The organism is Phytomonospora sp. NPDC050363, from assembly GCF_040655735.1.
Taxonomy (GTDB): domain Bacteria; phylum Actinomycetota; class Actinomycetes; order Mycobacteriales; family Micromonosporaceae; genus Phytomonospora.
On record NZ_JBFAKK010000009.1, the window covers coordinates 23,120 to 47,445 of the forward strand.

The 24,326-nt window shown below is 71.7% G+C and carries 8 protein-coding genes; 1 reads left to right on the plus strand and 7 read right to left on the minus strand.

The genetic code is table 11. The annotated features are described in order from the left end of the window. Nucleotides 1–6 precede the first annotated feature (6 nt). The 7 genes from AB0I28_RS23865 to fabD all read right to left on the minus strand — a co-directional run bounded on the left by AB0I28_RS23865 (nucleotide 7) and on the right by fabD (nucleotide 15,568). A complete protein-coding gene (locus AB0I28_RS23865; protein WP_357496727.1) occupies nucleotides 7–948 on the minus strand; it encodes an ABC transporter ATP-binding protein in 942 nt (313 codons plus the stop codon). Next, nucleotides 945–1,703: an alpha/beta fold hydrolase gene (locus AB0I28_RS23870; protein WP_357496729.1), complete on the minus strand. Its 759-nt coding sequence runs from the start codon at nucleotides 1,701–1,703 to the stop codon at nucleotides 945–947. Before AB0I28_RS23870 ends, AB0I28_RS23865 begins: the two co-directional genes overlap by 4 nt. Then, nucleotides 1,700–3,658: a polyketide synthase gene (locus AB0I28_RS23875; RefSeq protein WP_357496731.1), complete on the minus strand. Its 1,959-nt coding sequence runs from the start codon at nucleotides 3,656–3,658 to the stop codon at nucleotides 1,700–1,702. The genes AB0I28_RS23870 and AB0I28_RS23875 overlap by 4 nt, the downstream gene beginning before the upstream one ends. After that, the gene (locus AB0I28_RS23880; protein ID WP_357496733.1) at nucleotides 3,648–4,712 is read right to left on the minus strand and encodes a hypothetical protein; all 1,065 of its coding nucleotides are present in this window, start codon (nucleotides 4,710–4,712) and stop codon (nucleotides 3,648–3,650) included. Before AB0I28_RS23880 ends, AB0I28_RS23875 begins: the two co-directional genes overlap by 11 nt. A 26-nt stretch (nucleotides 4,713–4,738) precedes the next feature. Then, the gene (locus AB0I28_RS23885; protein WP_357496734.1) at nucleotides 4,739–9,580 is read right to left on the minus strand and encodes an SDR family NAD(P)-dependent oxidoreductase; all 4,842 of its coding nucleotides are present in this window, start codon (nucleotides 9,578–9,580) and stop codon (nucleotides 4,739–4,741) included. Between the two features lie 61 nt (nucleotides 9,581–9,641). Further along, a complete protein-coding gene (locus AB0I28_RS23890; protein ID WP_357496735.1) occupies nucleotides 9,642–14,315 on the minus strand; it encodes an SDR family NAD(P)-dependent oxidoreductase in 4,674 nt (1,557 codons plus the stop codon). Further along, nucleotides 14,315–15,568, minus strand: coding sequence for an ACP S-malonyltransferase (gene fabD / locus AB0I28_RS23895; RefSeq protein WP_357496737.1), 1,254 nt, complete (start codon nucleotides 15,566–15,568; stop codon nucleotides 14,315–14,317). Before fabD ends, AB0I28_RS23890 begins: the two co-directional genes overlap by 1 nt. A gap of 491 nt (nucleotides 15,569–16,059) precedes the next feature. Between fabD and AB0I28_RS23900 the strand changes: the two genes are divergently transcribed. After that, on the plus strand, nucleotides 16,060–24,237 hold the full coding sequence (locus tag AB0I28_RS23900; protein WP_357496739.1) for an amino acid adenylation domain-containing protein: 8,178 nt from the start codon (nucleotides 16,060–16,062) through the stop codon (nucleotides 24,235–24,237). Nucleotides 24,238–24,326 lie beyond the last annotated feature (89 nt).

Below are 24,326 nucleotides of genomic sequence, written 5' to 3' on the forward strand. Positions count from 1 at the left end.
CCCGCCTCAGTCCCGCAGCGTCTTGCCGGTGAGGTTCAAGAACACCGTCTCCAGCGACGGCCGTTTCTCGCTGATGCTCTCCAAGGTGAGACCCAGCGCGAGCACGCGGGAGGCGAAGTCGTTGAAGTCGAGGTCGGCCGCGACGCGCAGGACCACCGTCGAGTCCTCGACGTCGGCCTGGGGCGTGGCGACGATCTCGTTGCGCACGAGCTGGTCGACGGTGTCGCGGGCCGCTCCGGGGCTGGGGGTCTCCAGCATGACCACGCGCTCGTTGGTGTTGTCGCGGATCACCTTCTCCAGCGCGCCGTCGGCGACGACCTTGCCGCCGTCCATGATGACGACCCGGTCGCACAGCGCCTGGATCTCCTCCATGTAGTGGGAGGTGTAGACGACGGTGGCGCCGCCGGCGCTGAGGGTCCGCACCGAGTCGAGGATGTGGTTGCGCGACTGCGGGTCGACGCCGACGGTCGGCTCGTCCATGATCAGGATCTTCGGGTTGTGCACGATCCCGCAGGAGATGTTCAGCCGCCGCTGCATGCCGCCGGAGTACGTCTTGGCGGCGTCCTTGCGGCGCTCCCACAGTCCGGTGAACTCCAGCGCGTCCCGCACGGCCGTGTCCAGGGCGCGCTTGCGCAGGCCGTAGAGCCGGCCCCAGTAGGTCACGTTCGCCAGGCCCGACAGTTCGGGGAAGAACGCGAAGTCCTGCGGCACGAAGCCGATCGCGCGCTTGGTGTCGGCCGACAGGCGCCGGATGCTCTCACCGAAGACCCGGACCGACCCCGAGTCGGGGCTCACCAGACCGAGGAGCAGGTTCAGCGTCGTGGACTTGCCCGCCCCGTTCGGGCCGAGCAGACCGACGGTCTCGCCCTCGTCGATGGCGATGCTGACCCCGCCGACGGCCTTGTTCGCCTTGAAGGACTTGTGCAGGTCCTCGGCCTCAATGATCACGAACTGTCCTTTCCGATCCGTTGGTCGACCGCCGGGGAGCCGGCGAGCGCCGAGTGCACGTCGGACACGACGGAGTGCACGATCTGCTGGTTGGTGTGCAGGAAGAAGTGGTCGCCCTCGGCGGTGCGGAAGTCGACGCGGCCGGCGACCAGTTCGTGCCATTCGGGCAGCCGCGCGGCCTCGACGCTCTGGTCGTCTCGTCCGTTGACGACGGTGACGTCGCAGTGGATGTCGTCGGCGCGGGCCGTCCACCGGTAGGTCTCGGAGAGCTCGAAGTCGGCTCGCAGGACGGGAAGGAACAGTTCGCGCAGGCCGGGGTCGGCCAGCGCCTCCTTGGTGCCGCCGCCGTAGACGTCGAGCGCGGCGATGAAGGCGTCGTCGTCGGCGATCTTGTGCAGTTCGCTGATCTTCTGCTTCGAGTGGGGTGCGCACCGGCCGCTGAAGATCATGTGACCGGGCAGGTCGGTGGTCCGTTCGCGCAGCTCGTAGTAGGCCTCGTAGGCGATGAGCGAGCCCATGCTGTGGCCCCAGATCGCGTAGGGCACGCCGGGGCGGCGCTCGGCGAGGATCCGCTCGGCGACGTCGGCGCCGGCGGGGCGGGCGTCGACCACGAGGGAGTCGGCGATCCGGGGTCCGCGGCCGGCCAGCTCGACCGGCAGCACCTCGATCCCCGCGGGAAGCTGCCTGCGCCACCGGAGGAAGGCCGTCGCCGATCCGCCGGCGTGGGGAACGCAGAAGAGTTGCATGTCGCTCATGACGCCTTTCGTGTGCTTCGCCGGGAGGCCATCACGCCGCGGACCAGGCGCACCCGGTCGCGGAGCTTGAAGGGGATCGGGTCGACCCAGCAGCGCACGGGGTTCATCCGGTAGCGCGGCAGGCGCACCATGCGCCGGTCGCGCTCGCCGAACAGCTCGGACAGGGCGAGCGTGGCGCCTTCGGTGAAGGCGCTCGCGCATTGGCGGGGTGTGCGCTCGCCGACGCTCTGCGCGGCGCGGCGCGGCCTGGTGCGCAGGTCGCGGCCCTCCGACAGGTTCGGCGGGTTGGTGCCGGAGAGGTGCGCGCGCAGGGTCTCGATGAGTTCGGTGCGGCTGCGGACGGTGGCGGCGAGCCGGTACCGGGAGTGCAGGTACTGGCGGCAGCTGCTGGTGAAGCAGATGGCCGCGAAGTCCTCGTCGGCGGCGCGCTCGACGAAGTCGAGGTCGGCGGCGATCTTCGCCCGGAACGAATCGGCGTCGGTGGCCGAGGCGCAGTAGAGCAGTTCGGGCGCCTCGGTCCCGGTCGCGGGTTGCGGCTCCCGCTCGGCGGGGGCCGGGGCCGGCCCGACGGCGAGGAGGGTGTTGCTCCCGCCGAATCCGTAGGTGTAGACGAGGCCGATGCGGCGCCCGTTGGCCGACTCCTCCCAGTCCTGGGTGTCGGTGGGCACGTAGAAGGGCGTGTCGATGAGGTTCATCAGTTCGCTGGGCGTGTCGAAGTGGAGCAGCCCGGGGATCTTGCGTTCCTGGAGGGCCTGGAGCATGACGGCGAGGTTGGCCACGCCGATGGCCGAGTGCAGGTAGCCGAGGTTGGGCGTCAGCGCCATGATCGCGCAGAACTGGTTCTTCTTGGTGAACGAGCGGATGCCGTCGGACAGGCCGATGGTCTCCAGCGCCTCCTCGGTCTGGTGGGAGTAGCCCTCGGCGATGAGCAGGCCGACGTCCTCGCTGTCGATGCCGCTGGACTTGATCAGGTCGGTCGTCGCCCGTGCCACGCCGCTGGGCGCGGCCTGGTCGAACTTGCCCTCGCTGCCGTTGTTGTTGTGCGACCAGCCGTGGATGACGCCGTGGATCAGGTCGCCGTCCTCGATGGCCCGGTCGAGCCGTTTCACGACGACGAAGCCGGCGTACTCACCGTGGAAGGAGCCGGTGTTGCGCTTGTCGTAGAGCTTGGTGACGCTGTCCTCGGTGGGGGCGACGAACAGTCCGGGGCTGTTGAACGCCTTCACCGGGGTGAGGTCGATGTAGAGGCCGCCGGCGAGGGCGGTGTCGCAGCTGCCCTTGCGCACGGCCTCGCAGGCGGTGATGATCGCGATCGTCGACGACGGGCAGCTCGCGTCGATCGTGTAGGCCGGGCCGCGCAGGTCGAAGGCCTGCGCGAGACGGGTGGCCATGCCGCTGCTCCAGCTGCCGAGCAGTTCCCGGATGGGGTCGACGTACTGGGTGTTCTTCATCGTCAGGCCGACGAAGGACTGGATCTGGTCCTTGGTGTAGTTGAAGCCGACGTAGGCGCCGGTGCGGTGCCGCTGGGCGTACTCGCCCATGAGGCCGGCGTCCTCCAGCGCCCGGAAGGCCATCTCGTGCGCGAGCCGGCCCTGCGGGAAGAGGTGGGCGGCCTCCTCGGCGCCGAACCCGAAGAGCTCGTGGTCGAAGTGCTGGACGTCGTCGATGTAGGCGCCCTTGTTGAACTGCATGGGAGTGGTGCAGCTCCCGGGCGGCGCGACGGGCGCGATCTGCGTGGCGCGGATCGCCGGCGCGCGCCGGATGGTGCTGCGCTTGTCCCGGACGGTCGCCCACACCTCGCGGTAGTCGTCGATGTCGGTGGTGCGGGCGCTCATCCCGATGACGGCGACGGGCACGCGCTCGTTGAGCTTGCGCAGGATCTTGACGGCCGCCTCGCGGGTCACCGACCCGTCGCGCAGCCCTTCGAGGACCAGATCGGCGATCTCAGGCTGCACGGCGAAGCTCCTCCATCGCGCTGTCTTCCATTCGGCCGTCTTCTCTCTCGGCGTGCCAGAGGGTCTTGTAGGTGTGCTCGTCGACTCCGCCGAGGCGCCGGACCGGGAGCAGGCACTCGCTCTCCAGCCGCCGCAGCGAGGCCTCGACCTCTTCGGGGCGGTGCCCCTTGGCGAGGCCGTTCTCGATCCAGCAGCGGACGGCGCCGCGGATCACGCCGGCGTCGCCGCGCGACACGGTCGCCACCGGTTCGGGGGTGGCGCCGCCCTCCTTGACCAGCCGCCGGACGCGGCGGCTGAGGGCGTTGACGGCCTCGGTGCTCTCCGGTGTCCCCCGCCGGTTCTTCGTGCCGGCGATCTGGCCGAGGGCGCGTTCGGCGACGTACATGGGGTTGAAGAACTTCCCGACGTTGAGGTTGTCGAGGACCTCGTGGGCGTTGTCGGCCGAGTCCAGGGCTCCCGCGACGACGTCGTCGGGCAGCATCGGGCGGATCGCGGCGGTCAGTGCGGCACCGGGGCCCATCTCCAGCACGGTGTCGGCGCGGACCTCGGCGAGGCGGCGCACCAGCGCGCCGGCGTCGAGGGGCGCGCCCGGTGCCAGCCCGCCGACGGTCCGCCGCATGGCGGCCGGTTCCCTCGTGGGCTCGGCGCCCGCGACGTCGAGGACGTCGCGGGCGATGCGCCGAAACCACTTCCGCCGGGTCCGTTCGCCGCGCACGACGCGCAGGGCGTTCTCCAGTTCGAGACCGCCCGCCGCGACGAGGGCCGCGAGGTATCCCACGCCCTTGCCCGCGAACACGTGCCCGGGGATCCGGTACCTCGTGCGGTACACGTCGTAGAAGCCGACGGTGAGCGTGAGGACCGCCGCTGCGCGCGCGGCCGCGTCGAGCCGGCCGGCGTCGGTGACGCCGTACCAGAGGACGTCGGCCAGCGACGTCTTCATGACGCGGTCGTGCTCGCGCACGGCCTCCCACATCCCGGTCCGGTGCTCGAAGAGCTCCATCCCCATGCCCACGCGGAACGAGTCCGCGTCGGGGAACAACACTGCCAGTCGCACGTCGCCCTCTCTCAGCCGTCGACCGGCTAGTGCTTCTCGTTGGCCAGGAACGAGATCATCGAGTCGGCGTCGATGTCACCGCTCTCCAGCTTGGTCAGCATGTCCTCGTAGGAGCGCTCCGGCTCGGCGGCGGCGGGTGCCGCCTGCTCGACCGGGCCGGCCAGCTCGCTGAGCCGCACGGCCATCTCGTCGGGCGTGGCGTAGGTGAACATGTCGGAGATGTTCAGCACGTCGTCGAAGCGCGCGTTGAGCGCCTTCATCACCTCGGTCGCGGTGATCGAGTTCCCGCCGAGGGCGGTGAAGCTGTCGAAGATGTCGATCTCCTCAAGACCCAGCACCGAGGCGTAGATGTAGGCGACGGTCCGCTCGATCTCGGTGAACTCCTCGGCCGGCTTGCCGAGCAGGGCGATGTTCTCGACGTCGACGGCCGGGCGCGCGCCGCCCTCTCCCGCCGAGGCGTCGGAGGCGGCCGAGGCGTGGCGGCGGACGATGCGGTCGATGGGCCCGGAGAAGCCGAAGGGGAACCACTCCTCGCCGACGGCCTGGAACATCCCCGCGTTCAGCGGTCCGGGAACGACACCGGTCACGTCGTGGAACAGCACCTCGGTGAAGGCCGAGATGCCCGACTGCGTGGTGAGGCTCTCGAAGAAGGAGTCGGCCTCGCCGAGCCCGTGGTCGTAGGCCATCCCGGTCTCGCGCCAGCCCGGCCAGTTGATCGACTTGGCGTTGTGGCCCTGCCGCCGCAGTTCGAGGACGTAGGCGTCCATGAACGCGTTCGCGGCGGTGTAGTCGGACTGTCCCGGGCCGCCGATGAGCGCGGTCATCGACGAGTACGCGATGACGAAGTCGGGGCGGTCCTCGCCCAGGACGCTGATCAGGTTGCGCAGACCGGTCACCTTCGGCGCGAGCACGCCGTCGAAGTCGTCCATGGACTTCGTGTAGAGGAAACCGTCGCCGGCGACGCCCGCGGTGTGCACGATGCCCCGGATCGGGCCGAACTTCGCACGCATCCGCTCGACCAGGTCGCGCAACTGGCCGTGGTCGGTGACGTCGGCGCAGGCCAGTTCGACCACACCGTCGTAGTCCTCGATGTCGAGGATGTTCTCCAGAACCTGGGCGACCTTGTCGTTGCGGCCGGCGGCGATGATCTGGTCCCACTCGGAGCGGTCCGGCAGCGGCCGGCGGCTCACCAGGACATAGTTGCCCCGGCTGTTCATGTGCGACAGCAGCGCGGCGGCGGCCGAACCGAGCGACCCGGCACCGCCGGTGACGAGGTAGAAGCCGTCGGCGGCCACGTCGATGGCGTGGTAGCTGCCGCGGTCGATCGTCCGCTCCTCCAGCTGCGGGACGTGCCGGACGCCCTTGCGCAGCGCGACGAACACCCGGCCGGGGACGTCGGTGAGGCACTCGTCGACGAGAGCCGCGACCGGGGTCTCGGCGTCGACGTCGACGGCGGTGAAGGTGACGTTCGGGGCCTCGTGGCGCAGCGACCTGATCATGGCCAGGCGGGCGGCGTGGGCCGCGTCGACGAAGGGCTCGTCGCCGGTGACCCGGTCGGCGTGGTCGCCGACCACGGTGATGTCGACGTGGCCCTTGCAGTGGGTCGTGAGCGCCTTGTGCAGGGCGGCGAGACCACGGACGCCGTACTCCAGGCCCTGGCTGATCTCGGCCTCGGTCACCCCGGTGCGCGAGGGACGGCAGCCGGTCAGGTCGACGACGCGGGCGATGTCGCCGACGCCCAGCTCGGCCAGCGCCCAGGTGACGCCCTCGGCGGTCGGCTCGGCCATGACGTGGCGTGCCGAAGGCGTCGAGCGCTCCGGCGCGAAGGTCAGCGCGAAGGTGTCGACACCCGGCAGGGCGGCGACGATGGCCTCGATCTGCGGTCCGCGGTCCCCGACCACGAGCACCGGTCCCCGGCGCGGCTCGGCCGACACGGGCAGCGGACCGCCCTCGCGCCAGCCGATGGCGTGGTAGGCCCCCGAGACGAAGTCGTCCATCTGGGAGACGCGCTTCATCGAGAACTGGTCGATGACCGCGATCGTGGAACCGTCCTCGGCGACCAGCGTCGTCTTGAAGCTCATCAGCTCACTGCGGCGACCGGAGGTCCGCTCGCTCTTGCAGTAGAACTTCGCCGGCAGCGGACGGTACATCCGCAGGCCCGCGTAGAGCATCGGCAGGTACACCGTCGGGGACATGTGCACCAGGAACGGGATGAACGAGGTCGCGTTGTCCAGCAGCGACGGGTGCAGCGGGAAGGTCCCGATCTGGTCGTGGAACTCCTCGGGCAGTTCGAGCAGGCCGTAGGCGACCTCGGGGTCGCTCTTCGAGCGCAGCGCCAGTCCCAGGGTCCGCCAGGTCGGGCCGAACTGCTTGAGGGAGGGCACGCCCAGCCGCTCCAGGTCGGGGTCCTCCAGCAGCTCGGCGAGCGTGGGGTTGCCCGTCGGCGCCTCGGCGTCGCACGTGCGGACGAAACCGTGGGCGTTGACGACCCACTCGTCCTCGCCCGGCTCGGTCCGGCTGACGACCTCGACGGCCACCCGGTCGCCGTCCTCGCGCAGGATGATCTGCACGGTGGCGTCGGTGGCGTCGTCGAGGAGCAGCGGCGCGCGGAACATCAGCTCGTCGACGGCGATCCGGTCGGTGTCGAAGTGCGTGCAGAACGCCTCGGTGATCAGCTCGACGAACACCGCGCCGGCGATCAGGTTCTTGTTCATCACGACGTGGTCGGAGACGGCCCAGTGCTCCCGGGTCGACAGCGAGGCCTCGTAGACGCTCACCGCCGGGGTGTCGACGACCCGGCGCGTGATCAGCGGCCGGGCGACGGGCGAACCGGCGGCCACCGCGCGCTCGGGCTCCAGCCTGGTCGTGCGGGGCTCGCCCCAGTGCCGCGTCCGGTCGAAGGGGTAGGTCGGCAGCGGGACACGGCGAGCGTCGCGGTCGTAGAGCTCATCGAAGCGGATCCGCGCGCCGCGCACGTAGTCGCGGGCGAGTTCGGTCATCGCCATGGTCCGCGAGGAACCCTCGGCGTCGAGGGCGGCCTTGACGCGCTCGGCGCTGTCGAGGTTGAGCTCGCCGAGCAGGCCCTCCTTGATGTCACCGCGGGCGAGGTCGGACTTGCGGTCGGAGACCACACGGTGGCTGCCGACGAAGATGCCCCGCGAGGGGTTCCCGGTCCACGCGGCGTCGCGGCAGGCGTTGAACTTCGCCACGAGTTCGCTCATGGAGGACGCGACGATCGCCAGACGGTGCGCGAAGTGGTCGCGGCCGGTGGTGGAGGTGAAGCAGACGTCGTCGAAGCGGGCGCCGGGACCGCCGTTGAGGTGGCGGTCGTAGTCGGCGAGGTAGTTGGCGAACGCGGTCTCCGTCTTCGCCGAGACGGTGAAGATCTGCGGACGCGCCTGCGCCTCGGGGCGGTCGGCGGCCCGGTAGTCCTTGAGGATCACGTGGGCGTTGGTGCCGCTGAAGCCGAAGCCGCTGACGCCGGCGTAGCGCGGAGTCTCCCGCTGGGGCCAGGGGGTGTTGCGGTCGACGACGTAGATGGGCGAGTTCGCGAAGTCGATGTGCGGGTTGGGCTCCTCGAAGTTGAGGCTGGCCGGGATGACCTCGTTGCGCATCGACAGCAGCACCTTGATGACGCTGGCGACGCCCGCCGAGCCGACCGTGTGGCCGATGTTGCTCTTGACCGATCCGATGCCGCAGAACTGCTTGCGGGGCGTGACCTGGCCGAAGGCGTTGGTGAGCCCGAGGACCTCGATGGGGTCGCCGAGCGGGGTTCCGGTGCCGTGCGTCTCGACGTAGTCGACCTGCTCGCCCTCGATGCCGGCGCGGCGCCACGCGTCGAGCAGCAGCTCCTCCTGGGCGCGGGGGTTGGGCGCGGTCAGGCCGTTGGAGGCGCCGTCGTTGTTCGTCGCGGTCGAGGCGATGACGCCGTAGATGTGGTCGCCGTCGCGCTCGGCGGCCTTCAGCGGCTTGAGGATGAGCGCGCCGATGCCCTCGCCGAACACCGATCCGGAGGCCTTGGCGTCGAAAGACCGGACCCGGTTGTCGTGCGCGACGACCGCGCCCGGCGTGGCCGTGCGGACCATGAGGTCGTCGATGTCGATCCGGTCGGTGTCGGCGCCCTTGTAGCTCAGGGTGATGCCGCCGGCGATGGCCATCTCGCACTCGCCGTTGGAGAGGGCCTGGATCGCCATGTGCATCGCGACCAGGCTCGCCGAGCAGGCGGTGTCGACCACATAGGACGGTCCGCGCAGGTCGAAGTGGTAGTTGATGCGGCTGGCGACGATGCCTTCCCAGACGCCGCTGAGCTTGTCGCGGTCGATCCGGATCTTGTACCGGTAGTAGTTCGAGTTGGTGCCGTCGCGTCCGACGAAGCAGCCGGTCTTCGAGCCGCGGATCTTGTCCTCGGGGTAGCCGGCGTCCTCAAGCGCGCGGTAGGCCTGCTCCAGGAAGACGCGGTGCTGGGGGTCCATGAACGCCGCCTCGTCGGGGGTGATCCCGAAGAACTGGGCGTCGAACTTGTCGATGTCGGACAGGTAGGCGCCGACGAAGCGTTCGAGGTCCTCGGAGGCCTCGGTGTAGACCTCGTGGTCGTAGAACTCCGCGTAGTGCGGGTTGGCGAAGATCTGCTCCTCAAGGAGCTTGTCGGCCGGCTTGGCGGTGTAGCAGTTGCGGTTGCCGACGAGGTTGTCCCAGTAGCTGCCGACGTCGGGCGACATCGGCAGGCGGCAGGACATGCCGATGACGGCGATCTCCGGGGCGACGGCGCCGTTGGAGTCCGTCAGCGCCTCAAGGGCCTCCATCGCATCCTGTTTGGACAGCACACCCTCGGCGAGCTTCTCGAGGATCACGTGCTTGACGGTCTTCACGCTGACGGCTCCTTATTCACGGCGTTGCGGAGAGCGGGGATCTGGGTCTTGGCGGGCGGCCTCATGAGTCGACGACCTCGTCGATGCTGACCGTGCCGGCGAGGAAACCGTCGAGGAGTTCCGACAGGGACGGTTCGGCGGCGGCCGGGCGCTGCCGCGAGACGGGCGCCGGGGCGCGGGGCGGGCCGGACTTGACGTCGACGTACTCGCTCAACTGGGCGACCGTCGGGTAGATGAAGATGTCGGCGATGTTCACGACGCCGGGGAAGCGCCGGTCGAGTTCGAGCTGAAGACGGGAGGCCAGCAGCGAGTTGCCGCCCGATTCGAAGAAGGGGTCGTGCATGTCGAGTTCGTCGGTGCCGAGGGTCGTGCACCACGCGACGGCCACCGACCGCACGGTGTCGTTGAGCTGCGCTCCCCCGCGACCGCGCAGGTTGAGGGAGGAGAAGGCGACCGCGTCGGTCTTCAGTGGAGAGCTCGCGGCCGGTGCGGCCGGGGCGGGAGGCTCGGCGGCCTCGGGGCTCTCGTCGAGGACCGAGCGCATGTCGATCACCCTGTCGAGCGCCTCCCACTGACGGCGGACCTCGGCGTGGAAGAAGGCGCCGGCGAGGAGCTGCGCCGAGGGCGCGGCGAGGGCCTCGCCGAGCAGTTCGCAGCCGTCGGTGTCGCCGACGAACTCGGCGAAGTGCCCGGTGCCGGTGATCCCGTGCCGCCTGGCCATTCCCGAGTCGCGCCAGCCGGTCCAGTTGACGGCCAGCGCAGGGCGGCCCTGGGCCCGCATGCGGGCGGCGTAGGCGTCGAGATATCCGTTGGCGGCCGCGTAATCGCTCTGCCCGGGGGCTCCGAACACCGAGGTCATCGAGGAGCACAGCGCGAAGAAGCGCAGCGGATCGGTCCGGGTGGCCCGGTCGAGGAGCCGCGCTCCGATCGCCTTCGGGGCGAGGACCCGCTCGAACTCCTCCCAGGTCTTGTTGATCGCGAAGCCGTCGCCGGGGATCCCGGCGGCGTGGACGACGCCGACGATCGGGCCGAGCGTCCGCCGGATCTCGTCGAGGGCGCGTTCCAGGACGGGACCGTCGGTCACGTCCGCCCGCCACAGGCTGACGCGCCCGCGGCGGTCGGCGAGGCCGACGAGCGCCGCCGACAGTTCCGAGGACAGGTCGGAGAACTGGTCGCGGTCGTCGTGGCGGCGGTTGACCAGCGCCACGCGGGCACCGGGAGCGACCTCGGTGAGGTGGGCCGCCAAGGCGAGGCCCATGCCGCCGGTCCCGCCGGTGACGACCACGACTCCGTCGAGGTCGGCGAACACCGAAGGCGCGCCGGGCGTCACCGCGCCGAGCCGTGTCACGGCGGGCTCGTGCACGGCACCGTGCCGGATCGCGACGATCGGGCGGCGGCGCTCGCCGAGCACGACGGCGGCCACGTCGTCCGACGCCGACTCCTCGTCGACGTCGACGACCCTGATACGGATGTTGGCGTACTCGGCGTCCAGGCACAGCGCGGCGGCCGCGACCGCGCGGGCGGCGGGGTCGGGGACGTCGTCGGCGCGGACACGCTGGCCGTTGCGGGTGACCAGCGCGTACTCGACGACCTCCGGCAGCGACCGCAGCGCGAGGGCGCGCACGAGCGCGAACACCGGCCGAAGGGCGTCCCCGGGTGCCGCCGACGGGCCGTCGGCGAGGTCGGGGTCGTCGGCGCACACGAAGTGGACGATCCGGCGCACGCCGTTGCGGGCGATGCCGTCGGCCCACTCCCGGCAGTAGTTCTCGTCGCGGCTGACCTCGGCCAGGCTCTGGACGGTGGCGCCCTGCGAGGACAGGCGGACGACGAGGGGGTGCTCGTCGAGCGTGCCGGCGAGCACGACGGTGTCGGCGACCAGCGGCGTGGGCTCGGCCGACTCGGGCGCCGGGAGCCAGGTGATCTCGTGCAGCCGGGGCGGCGGGCCGTCGGTGAGGAAGGTCCCGGGATCACGGACGCGGCCGGCCGAGTAGCGGGTGAAGGTGCCCGCGACGCGGCCGTCGAGGTCGGTGAAGGTGACGTGGTAGGTCCGGATGTCGCCGCGGTCCCAGGCCGAACGGTCGGCGGGGACGGCCCAGCAGTACCCGGCGTCGGGCAGGTCGCGGTGGAACTCGGCGCGCTCGAAGGCCAGCGGCAGGTAGGGCTCCTCCTCCCGGATCAGCCCGAGGTTCACGCCCGAGTCGAGGATCGGCGGGAAGAGCGCGTAGGCGGACTTCGCCGCGGCGGTCTCGGGATCGGCGTCGTAGCGCAGCAGCACCTCGCCGTCGTCGCCGAGGTGGAGGGCCCGCGAGGAACGCCAGCGGCGGCCCTCGGTCTGCACCAGCTCGCGGTGGTAGGAGACCGACTCGCCGACGAGTTCGTAGCGCGCGAGCAGGTCGGCGACGTCGACGGTCTCGCCGGCGTCGGGCTCGCCGGCGAGCGGGGAGGCGTCGACGCGGCAGTGCTCGGTCCAGACCGGCGAACCCTCGGCGCGGCTGCGGAACTCCAGGGTGAGCGCGTCGCCGTCGCGGGTGACCACGCACTGGAGGCGACGCGTCTCCCCGCCCTCGGTGACCAGCGGGTCCCGGTAGTGCAGGTTGCGCAGCAGCGGCCGTCGGCCCAGCAGGCGGCTGGACACGGTGTGCGCCATCTCGATGATGGCGGTGCCGACCAGGACGTGGCGGCCGTTGATGACGTGCTCGCCGAGTTCGAAGCAGTTGCCGGCCGACAGGTCCGACTCGAACACGTCGAGATCGCGTCCCTCGACGGCGTGTCGGTGGACGAGCGGGTGGAGCCACCGCGCGGGCGCCGCCGGGGCGACGGTGGCCGCCGGGCGCCAGATCCGGCGCGGGCTGCCCTGGTAGGCCGGCAGCGGAACACGGCGGACGTCGCGGCCCTCGAAGAGCCGGTGCCAGGGGACGCGCGCCCCGGCGGTGAAGAGCTCGGCGAGCGAGAGCAGGTCGTCTCGTTTCGCGGTGCCCGCGCGGGCCGCCTCCTCGCAGAGCTCGGCGGCCTGCTTGGAGAGCCGGTCGAAGGTGCCGGCGTCGATGTAGCCCTCGCCGAGTCCGGTGGCGTCGGCGACGACCCGCGCGGAGCCCCGCACGACCTCGCCGCGCGGATCGCCGGACAGGTGGGCGTCGAGGAGTTCGAGGAGTTCGGCGCGGTCGGCGGCGATGAGGCAGGCGCGGTGCTCGAAGGCCGAGCGGCCGGTGTCGATGGTCAGGCACACGTCGGCGAGGCCGATCTCGGGGTGGCCGGCGAGGTGGTCGCGCAGGTCGCGCGCGACCGCGTCCAGCTCGGCCGGCGTGCGCGCCGACAGGGCGAGGATCTCGTCGCGCGGCTCGCCGGTGTCCGCCCCGGCGCGGGCCGGGGCCTCGTCGACGATCACGTGGCAGTTGGTGCCGCTGATCCCGAAGGAGCTGACGCCGGCGCGCAGCGGCGACGGCCCGGTCCAGTCCTGGCGGCGGTCGCCGAGGTACACCGGGCTCTCGGCGAAGTCGATCTGCGGGTTGGGCGTGCCGAAGTGCAGCGAGGGCGGGAGTTCACGGTGCTCCAGCATCAGCAGCACCTTCAGCAGCCCGGTGATCCCGGCCGCCGGGTCGAGGTGCCCGACGTTGGTCTTGACCGAGCCGACCGCGCAGAACTGGCGCCGGTCGGTGTAGGTGGCGAAGGCCTCGGTGAGTCCGGTGATCTCGACCGGGTCGCCGAGCACGGTCGCGGTGCCGTGCGCCTCGACATAGCTGACGGAGGTCGGTTCGACGCCGGCGTCCCGCCAGGCGTCGCGGATGACGTCGGCCTGGGCGCCGGCGTTGGGGGCGGTGATCCCGGCGGAGGCGCCGTCCTGGTTCATCGCCGACCCGCGGATCACGCCGTAGACGTGGTCCCCGTCGTCGAGGGCGGCCCGGAGGGACTTGAGGACGAGCGACACCACGCCCTCGCCGCCGCCGGTTCCCTCGGCGCCGTCGGAGAACGCGCGGGTGCGGCCCGAGGGCGCCTCGATGCCGAAGCGGTGCGCGGTCTCCTCCGGCGGGATCAGGGTGAGCCGCACGCCGCCGGCGACCGCCGTGTCGACGACACCGTCGCGGATGTCGCGGCAGGCGGTGATGACGGCGGCCAGCGAGGAGGAGCAGGCGGTGTCGACCACGAGCGCGGGGCCGCGCAGGTCGAGGAAGTGGCTGATCCGGCTGGCGATCACCGAGTTGACGTCACCGGAGACGGCCATGCCCGCCGACGCGGGATCCGAGGGCCGGTACCCGGTGAGGTAGAGGCCCTGCGAAGCGCCCGAGGCGACGTAGACGCCGGTGCGGGAACCGCGAAGGGCGTCCCCGCCGTACCCGGAGTCCTCGACGGCCTGCATCGCCACGGTGAGGAACAGGCGCTGGTGCGGGTCCATCAGCGCCGCCTCGCCCGGTGAGATCGCGAAGCGCTCGGGGTCGAAGAGGTCGACCCGGCCGAGGTAGCCGTACGGGAGCGCCGCACCCAGCGGCTCCCCCACGGCGGCGACCTTGAGCGCGTCGGCGTCGGCGCGCCGGGCCTCCGGGAAGTCGCCGATGAGGTCGGCGCCGCCGCTGACCGCCGCCCAGAACTCGGCGGGCGAGGTGGTCTCGCCGACGCGGGCGGCCATGCCGATCACCGCCACAGCGGCGTCGTCGGCCCCGGAGTCGGCTTCGAGCAGATCGAAGTCGCCGGTGTCCACATCGGACAGCAGCGCGTCGAGGTCGCGGTTCGCCGCCGTCATCAGAGGCCGTCGAGGTCGAGTGGTGCGAAGGAGTCGGCCATCCGGGTGTCGCGGAGCAGTTCCTCGACCCGCAGGCGGCGCTCGTCGGGGTGCACGCCCTTGGTCCGCAGGATGGTCAGCAGAAGGTCGAGCGCCTGCCGGGCCTCGTCGGGAGTGGCCCCGCGGGACTCGCGGTCGATGGCGACGCTCAGCTTGCGCAGCTGGTGGTAGGGCTTGACGACGCCCGACTCGTACTCGGCGGCGTCGAAGTTGGTGTTGCGGGTCGCCGCCGCGACGCCCAGCGCGCGGGAGACGAAGGGGTAGGTCGTGCGCTCGATCATCCGGCCGAGGTCCGTGCGGCCCTTCTCCCGGTCGTAGGGGAAGGCCCAGATCTCGGCGTAGGTGTGGCGCATGAACTTGGTCAGGGTGTCGCCCGGGCCCAGTTCGACGGCGTACATGAAGCCGTTCATCCGCAGGTACTTCAGGTCGTCGACCCAGCGGACCGGCTCGACGACCTGCCGCGTCAGCAAGTCGGCGACGTCGGCCGCCGACTCGTACGGCCGGCCGGTCACGTTGGACAGCACGGGAATGCGGGGTTCGGAGACGCGAACCCGGCCCAGCTCCTCGCGAAGGGCCTCGGCGACGGGCTCCATCAGGGCGCAGTGGAACGGAACACTGACGTTGAGGATCACCGAGCGGATCCCGCGCGACTCCATGGTCTCGTGCAGCCGCATCACCGCCGATCGCTGACCGGCGACGACGACCTGGGTGTGCGAGTTGTAGTTGGAGACGCTGATGACCTCGTGCAGCTCCTCGGCGATGTCGGCGCACAACCGCGCGACCTCGGCGTGGTCGCGGGTCTGCACGGCCAGCATCAGGCCGCGCCCCTCCGGGACCGCCTGCTGCATGAGCTGGCCCCGGCGGCGGGCGATGCGCACCGCGTCGGGGAACTCCAGCGCGCCGGCGACGGTCAGCGCGCTGATCTCGCCGAGGCTGTGACCGGCGACGAGGTCGGCCTCAAGGCCCTCGCGCCGCGTCATCACGCGGTACAGCGCCAGGGTGTAGGTGAGGATGGCCGGCTGGGTGTTCTCGGTGCGCGCGAGCTCCGCATTCGTCGACTCGAAACACAGTTTCGACATATCCACGCCGAGCGCGTCACTCGCCTCTTGGAATGTCTCTTCGGCGACTTTCTCCGTGGCACACAGATCGCGTCCCATGCCGACGTACTGCGCGCCCTGCCCCGAGCACAGCAAGGCTTTCTTGATCATTGACATGCGGGCTCGCGCCATCCTTTTCGGGGTCGAAAGACCAGCGGGTGAGCAACGGTTTCGATCTTCGGGCAAAGATCGCCGCGGCGCGCCCCACCAATCGAGCGCGACCGACCTAGCTGGTGCGCTCATGATGTACGACGCCGATCGCATGGGCATCGGTCGTTCAACCGATGCCCTCGGACGCAAATCCGGACGTCCCGCGCGCACCGGCCCAAGTCTGAATTAGACGACCCGATCGCCTGATTCGCGACTCTACTGTAGACATCGCATTCGTCGAATGTGCGAGCATGCCATAAAGTGGTCCGCGGCGAGCTATTTCCGGTGGGCCGCAACCGGTTCCAACGGTCGATCCGGTGAACAATTCACCAACCGCCGCGAGGAATTGACCTCGAAACGGATCACGGTCATCATGGCCACGCGAGCCGCCCCGCAGCCGGTGTGGATCCGCCCCGCCTCCACGGCCGATCGGCCACCCGACACCCCCGGAGCACACGATGTCGCAGCAATTGGTGACCTCCCGCATCGAGAACGTCTGCGACCTCTCGCCGCTGCAGGAGGGCATGCTCTTCCACGGGCTGGAGAGCCCGGGCGGCGGCGCCTACGTGGTGCAGCAGGTCTTCCTCGCCGGGGACGGCGACGGCCCGTTCGGCGTCGAGGCGGTCGGCGCGGCTCTGCGCGGGCTCGCGGTGAAGCACGCGATCCTGCGCACGGCGTTCGTGTCGGAGGGCCTGGAGCGCCCGCGCCAGGTCGTGCTGCGCGAGCGCGAGACCGGTTTCGGTGTCGTGGATCTGCGGCGGGCCGGGCGGGAAACCGCCGAGGCGATCGACCGATTCCTCGCCGAGGACGTCGAGCGCGGCTTCGATCTGGCCCGCGACCCGCTCCTGCGCGTCACCGCGATCCGCACCATCGAAAGCGATGCGGAGGTCCTCCGTCTGGTGTGGACCTACCATCACATCATCCTCGACGGCTGGTCGCTCTCGACGCTGTTCAGTGACTTCCTCCGCTACCACCGAGCCGTCGCCGGCGGCGCGGACCCGTCGGCCGTGCTCGCCATGGCCGCCGGTGAACGCGGGCAGGCACCCGAATACGCCTCTTTCGTGCGGCATCTCGCCGCCCGGCCCGTCGAGGCCTTCGAGAAGTACTGGTCGGGGCTGCTGGAGGGCTGCGACGGCTCGGCGGCGGTGACCGGCGCGTCGGCGGAGATCCCCGGCACCGCCGGCGCGGGGCGGATCGTGTCCTCGACCGGTACCGGTGTGGCGCGTCGGCTGACCGAGGTGTTCGCCTCCCGGGGTGTCACCCTCTCGCACGTCGCCGAGGCCGCGTGGGGCGTGGTGCTGTCGCGGGCGACCGGATCCCCGGACGTGGTGTTCGGCAAGGTCGTCTCCGGCCGGGACGTGCCGCTGCCGGGCATCGACAAGACCGTCGGCCTGTTCATCAACACCATCCCGGTGCGCGTCCGCGTCACCGGCGAGGCCGGCGTGCGCGACCTCGTCGGGGAGGTACGTGACCAGGCGATCGCCTCCGCCGAGCACGATCACGGCTCCCTGGCACGGATGCAGGCCCTCGCCGGCGTGGACGGGCTGGTGTCGACCCTGTTCGCGTTCGAGAACTTCCAGGTCGACGAGAGCGTCCTCGACGGGGCCGGGCTCGCCTTCGAGCGTTCCCGCGAGGAGACCGACTATCCGCTGACGATGACCGTGCAGCGCACCGGGGACGACCTGACCTTCGTCGTCCTGTACGACCGGGGCGTGCTGACGCCGGAGGACGCCGAGCGGATCACCGGGCGCCTGTCGGCCGTCCTGGAAGAGTTCGCCGACGACCCCGAAGCCGCCGTCGGCAAGGTGTCGAGCCTGCTGCCCGGCGAGCGCGAGGCCGTCCTGGGCGGGGCCGGCGGCGTCGGTTCGGGCTATCCGCGCGACGGTTCGATCGGTGAGGTCTTCGCGTCGGTAGCGGCCCGTCACGGCGACCGGATCGCCTTGGTGTGCGGGGAAGAGCGCGTCACCTACCGGGAGCTGAACGCGCGGGCCGAACGGGTCGCCGGGGCCCTGGCCGGTGCGGGAATCGGCGTCGGGCATCTGGTGGGGGTGGCCGGTGAACCGAGCGCGGACCTGTTCGCCGGGCTGCTCGGGATCGTGCTGTCGGGGGCGGGATACGTGCCGCTCGACATCGCCGCGCCGGTCGCGCGCGGGAGCGTCGTGGCCGAGGACGCGGGCGTGTCGGTGGTGGTGTCGGCGGGTGCGCGTGGGGCTTCGTTCGCGCGCGAGATCGCGCCTTCGGCGCGGATCGTCGAGGTCGAGAACGCCGCGGGCCACCCGGCCGCGGAAGTGGCGGGCCGTCCCGCCGGTGGGGACGCGGCCTACGTGATGTTCACCTCCGGCACGACCGGCCGTCCCAAAGGGAGCGTCATTCCCCAGCGGGCCGTCCTGCGGCTGGTGTGCGGCAACTCCTCACTGCCGCTGTCGGCGGCCGATGTGCTGGTACAGACGGGATCCCTCGCCTTCGACGCGTCCACCTTCGAGATCTGGGGCATGTGGCTCAACGGCGGAACCCTCGTCGTCCCCGACCGCGAGGACCTCCTCGACCCCCACCGCCTCGGCGGTCTCATCCGGCGCTCCGGTGCCACCGTCATGTGGCTGACCGTCTCGCTGTTCAACCAGATCGCCGTCACCGACACCTCCGCCTTCGCCGGCCTCGACCGGCTTCTCGTCGGCGGTGAGGCCGTCAGCGCCGACCACGTGCACCTCGTCTACGACAACGTCCCGGGGATCACCCTCGTCAACGGTTACGGTCCCACCGAGAACACCACCTTCACCGCCACCCATCCCATCTCGCGGACCAGGACCCGCACCGTCCCCATCGGACGGCCGATCGCCGGGACCTCGGCGCTCGTGCTCGACGGCACGCGGCTGTGCGGCGTCGGGGAGGTCGGCGAGTTGTGCGCGGGCGGGGACGGGCTGTCCACCGGCTATCTGGGGCTGCCGGAGCTGACCGCCGCGCGGTTCGTGCCCGACCCGTTCGGCGACGGCCGCCTCTACCGCACCGGGGACCGGGTGCGGCTGCTGGCCGACGGGACCATCGAGTACCTCGGCCGCCTCGACGACGAGCAGGTCAAGGTCCGCGGCTACCGGGTGGAACTCCCCGACATCGAGGCCGCCCTGCGCGATCACCCGGCGGTCCGCGACGCGGTCGTGCTCGCCCACCGCGATCCCGACGGCACCACGGCCCTCGCCGGCTACGCCGTCGCCGAGGAAGGGGGTCTCGACCCGGCCGAGCTGCGGGCCTTCCTGGGCACGCGGCTGCCGGCCTACATGGTCCCGGCGCATCTCCTCGGTGTCGCGGCTATCCCCTTGACGCGTAACGGAAAGATCGATCGCGCGGCCCTTCCCGCCCCCGCGCTTCCCAAGACCGCCTCCGCCGTCGAACCGGCCGACGAGGTCGAGGCCGCGGTGTGCGAGGCCTTCGCGACGGTGCTCGGACTCGACGCGGTCGGCGTCCTCGACTCCTTCTTCGAGCTGGGCGGCGACTCCATCAAGGCGATCCGCGTCGTGTCGCGGATCCGGGCCGCCGGGTTCGAGGTGAAGGTCGGCGACGTCATGGCGGGCCTGACCGCGCGCGGTGTGGCCGCCCGGGTGACCCGCGAGACCGCGAGCGCCTTCGAGCAGGGTTCGGTGAGCGGGCCGGTCGGCGGGGTCTGGCCGATCGTCGAGGAGTTCTTCGCCTGGGACCTCGCCGTGCCCGCCCACTTCAACCAGGAAGTCCTCGTCGACGTCGGTTTCGCCGCCGCGGGGCAGGTGCGCGCCGCGCTCGACGCGATCTGGGCGCACCACGACGCCTTCCGCGCCGTGGTCGCCGAGGGCCGGCTGACGATCCTCGGCGTCGACGACGTCCGCTACGGGTTCGAGCACCACACGGTCTCCGACGCCGGCGAGGTCGAGGCGGCGACCGTTGAGGCCGCCGAGCGCCTGCACGCCTCGATGGACCTCGGCGCGGGGCCGCTGCTGCGGGCGGCGCTGGTCACCGGTCCGGCCGGCTCACGCCTGTTCCTCGTCGCCCATCACCTCGTCGTCGACGCCGTGTCCTGGCAGGTCGTGGTCGAGGACCTGCTCACCGGCATCCGCCGCGCGCGAAACGAGCGCGCGATCGTGCTGCCGGACAAGACCGCCTCCCTGCGCCAGTGGTCGGGCGCCATGGCCGACCTGGCCGCGACGCTCGTCCCCGAGGAGCGCGAGTACTGGGATCGCGTCGACCGCGAGGCTTCCGCCGCGCTGCTGCGGGTGGCGGGCGAGGACGGCGACGGTGTGGATTCACGCGAGGTCGTCCTCGACGCCGCGGCCACCGCCGACCTGGGCCGGGCGGCCGGCTACCGCGCCTCCATGGAGGACGTCGTGCTGGCGGCGCTGGCCATGGGCGTCGCCGACCTGAGCGGTCAGAAGCGGGTCGCGGTCCGCCTCGAACGGCACGGACGCGGCGGTCACCCGTCCCTTCCCGCCGTGGACCGGACCGTCGGGTGGTTCACCGGCATGTTCCCCGTGGTCCTCGACTGCCTCACCGACCCCGGCGAGGCGATCGTCGCAGCCAAGGAGACCCTGCGCGCCGTACCCTACGGCGGCATCGGGTACGGGCTGCGGCCGGGCGGTTTCGGGCGGATCGACGCGTCGGTCACCCTCAACTACCTCGGCGAGCAGGACGCCACCGCCGCCGACGGTTTCGGCGACGTCGTATTCGGCCGTACCGGGACACCGTCGCACCCCGCCAACCGCCATCTCGCCGGCGTCGGCGTCAACGTCCTGATCCGCGAGGGGCGCCTGGTCGCGACCATCACCTCCGACGCCCGCACCCTCGACGGCACCGAACTCGCGCGCCTCGCCGAAGGCTTCCGGCGCGGCCTCACGGCCATCGCCGCCGAGGCCGGCAGGCCGCGCCGGAAGACGCCGTCGGACTACGCCGTGGTCCTGCCCCTCTCCCGCGACGACCAGCGCCGCATCGAGTCGCTGTACCCGCACCACACCGACATCGCCGATCTGACGCCCCTCCAGGAGGGCATGCTCTTCCACGGGCTCGAAGACCCCGCGAGCGGCGCCTACGTCGTGCAGCAGGTCTTCCGCGCCGCCGACGAGGACGGGGCCGCGTTCGGGGTCGACGCCGTCGAGACCGCGTTGCGGGCGCTGGCGGCACGGCACGGCGTCCTGCGCACGGCCTTCGCGTCGGCGGGCCTCGAACGGCCGCGCCAGGTGGTGCTGCGCGATCGCGGGATCGGCTATGCGGTGGCGGACCTGCGCGATCAGGGGCCGGAGGCGCTCGACCGGCTGCTGGCCGAGGATGTCGAGCGGGGTTTCGACCTGGCCCGCGACCCGCTCCTGCGCGTCACCGCGATCCGCACCACCGAGGACGAACGAGACGTCCTGCGTCTGGTGTGGACCTACCACCACATCATCCTCGACGGCTGGTCACTGTCCACACTGTTCGGCGACTTCCTCCGCTACCACCGGGCCGTCGCCGAGGGCGCGGACACCTCGGCCGTGCTCGCCGGAGCCGGCGCCGAGCGCGGCGAGTCGGCGGCCTTCACCGCGTACGTCCGCCATGTCGCCGAACGCGGCACCGCCGCCTTCGACCGGCACTGGTCGCAACTCCTCGACGGGTACGACACCGAGGCGGTCCTGGCGACCGCCTCGGCCGAGGGGACCGCCGGCGCCTCCGGGGTCGGGCGCGTCACCGTGACGAGCACCGGCGACCTGGCGAGCCGCCTGAGCGACCTGTTCGCGCCGCGCGGGGCGACCTTGAGCCACGTGACCGAGGCCGCGTGGGGTCTGGTCCTGTCCCGGGCTGTCGGCGAACCCGACGTGGTGTTCGGCAAGGTCGTCTCCGGCCGCGACGCGCCGCTGCCGGGCATCGACAAGACCGTCGGCCTGTTCATCAACACCATCCCCGTCCGCGTCCAGATCCCCGCCGACGGCACCGTCGCCGAACTGGTCGAAGCCGTCCGCGACCAGGCCATCGCCTCGGCCGGCCACGATCACGGCTCCCTCGCGCGCATCCAGGCCTCGGTGCCCGTGGAAAGGCTCGTCGGCACGCTCTTCGCCTTCGAGAACTACCACGTCGAGGCCGGCACGATCCACGGCGGCGGGCTCGCCTACGAGCGCGGCCGCGAGGAGGAGACGAACTACCCCTTCAACCTCGTCGTCCAGCGCGACGGCGGCGAGCTGGAGTTCACCGCGCTCTACGACCGCGCCGAGCTCACCGAGTCCGATGTGGACCGTCTGCTCGCCCGGGTCCTGCTCGTCCTCGGCCGGATCGCCGAGGACACCCGCGCGCCGCTGCGCGAGGTCGCGACCGTCTCCCCTGCGGAGAAGCGAACGGTGGTCGAGGAGTTCAACCGGACCCTGCTGCCGTATCCGGCGGAGATGACCGCCGTCAGCGCGTTCCTCGACGGGGTGCGCGAGCACCCCGAGCGGGTGGCCCTGGTCTGGGGCGAGCGCTCCATGACCTACCGGGACGTCGCCGACGCGGCGGCCGGGGTCGCGCGCGCGTTGGTCGCGGGCGGTGCGGCGCGTGGGGCCGCCGTCGGCGTCCTCGGTGAGCGCAGCACGCATGTGATCGTCGGCATCCTGGGCGTCATGCTGGCCGGCTGCCACTTCATCCCGCTGGACGTGACCTCTCCCCCGGCGCGCATCGCGCAGATCGTCGCCGACAGCGGGATGGCCGCACTGGCGACCTACGGGCCCCGCGCGGCCGAGACCGTCGCGGCGCTCGGTGGAACGCTCGCCTCGACGGCGGTGCACGACCTGGCGGCCGTCGGTGAGTCCACATGGGACGAGCTGGAGTTCGCCGACCGGCTTCCCTCCCCGGCGGATCCGGCGTACTGCATCTACACCTCCGGCACCACCGGTGTCCCCAAGGGCGTGCTGCTCGTCCACAAGGGACTGGTCAACCTCCGCGCGCACCTGCGTGACGCCTACGCGGTCACCTCCGCCGACCGCGTGCTCCAGTTCTCCAACCTGACCTTCGACGCCTCCGTCTGGGAGATCGCCCTGTCGCTGCTCAACGGCGCGGCGCTGGTGATCGTCGACCAGGAGACCGTCTACGACGCCGGTCGGCTGGTGGCGGAGTCCCGCCGCAGGGGCGTGACGCTCGGCCTGCTGCCGCCGCAGTACTACCTGCTGTGCGAGGGCCTGCCGTTGCGGATCGTCACCACCGGCGGCGGCGCCTCAAGCCTCGCCGTCGTGGAGAAGGCACGCCGCGAGGCCGTCGGCTACGTCAACGCCTACGGCCCCACCGAGACCACCGTGCTGACCACCGGCTGGCCCGACGACGGATCGCCGATCACCGACCCCGCGCGGATCCCGATCGGCCGGCCCGTCGCCAACACCCAGGTCCACATCCTCGACGCCGCGAGGCTTTGCGGCATCGGTGAGCCCGGCGAGCTCTGCGCCGCCGGCGACGGCCTGTCCACCGGCTACGTCGGGCTGAGCGAGCTGACCGCCGAGCGGTTCGTCCCCAACCCGTACGGCGAGGGCCGCCTCTACCGCACCGGCGACCGCGCGCGCCTCCTGTCGGACGGCACCGTCCAGTACCTCGGGCGCGTCGACGACCAGCAGGTCAAGGTGCGCGGCTTCCGGATCGAGATCGGCGACGTCGAGTCGGCCGTCCGCGCGCACCCCGCCGTCCGCGACGCCGCGGTGGTCGCACACGAGGAGCGGGACGGCTCGACGGCACTCGCCGCGTACGTCACCCCCGCCGGGTCCGACGGCGTCGACGTCGGCGGGCTGCGCTCATTCCTGGCCGAAAGGCTTCCCGCGTACATGATCCCGGCGCGGATCGCCGAGATCCCTGCGATCCCGCTGACCCGGCACGGCAAGCTCGACCGGGCCGCCCTCCCCGAGCCCGTGACCGCCGCGTCCGCCGACCGAGTGGAAGCCGCCGACGAGCTGGAGGCCGCGATCGCCGCGATCTGGGCGGAGGTCCTCGGCCACGCGCACTTCGGCACGACCGAGAACTTCTTCGAACTCGGCGGCAACTCCCTGACGATCGTGCAGGTGCACGGCCGGCTCGGGAAGGACCACCCGGGGATGCTCAGCGTCGGCGACCTCTTCGCGATGCCGACGGTCCGCTCGCTGGCGGCCGGGATCCGCGCCCGGCGCTCGGCGCGGGTCACGCTCACCCGCGCGGCCCTGCGCCGCCCCGCGACCGCCAAGCCCCAGTCGGGCGCGGTCGCCTACCCCCAGGTGTGGCGGAACCAGCTGGCCGCCGAGGCCGCCTACGCGCTCACTCTCGCGCTGGCCGCATCGTGCGAGCAACCCCCGGCCGAACTGCTCGTCTGGCACCAGGGCGGCCTCACCGTCCTCGACGTCCCGGCGGACGGTGAGCACACCGATCGGCTCGCGCGACTGAGGCGGGCCGTGCCCGAGTCGGTCCCGCTGACCGAGGACCGGCGGGTCCGGGTCAGCGGCACCGGCGCGCTGGTCCTGCTGAAACTCCCGGGTGCCGCACGGGTGGCCAACCCCGTCCTGCGCGACGTGGACGTGACCGTCGAACTCGCCTCGGCCGCCGACCGCGTCACCGCACGCTCGTCGGTGACCGGGCGCGGCGTCGACAGAATGGCCGCCGCGCAACTGTTCCAGCGTTTCGCCGTCCTGTTCGGACGGCTGCTGTCGGCCGCCGAGTCCGGGAGCTGAACGGCGTCGCGGGGCGGCCCGATGGACGGAGGGGATACGTCCATCGAACCGCCCCGCGACCGGGGAGCCGACCGAGCGCCGGTGCCGGG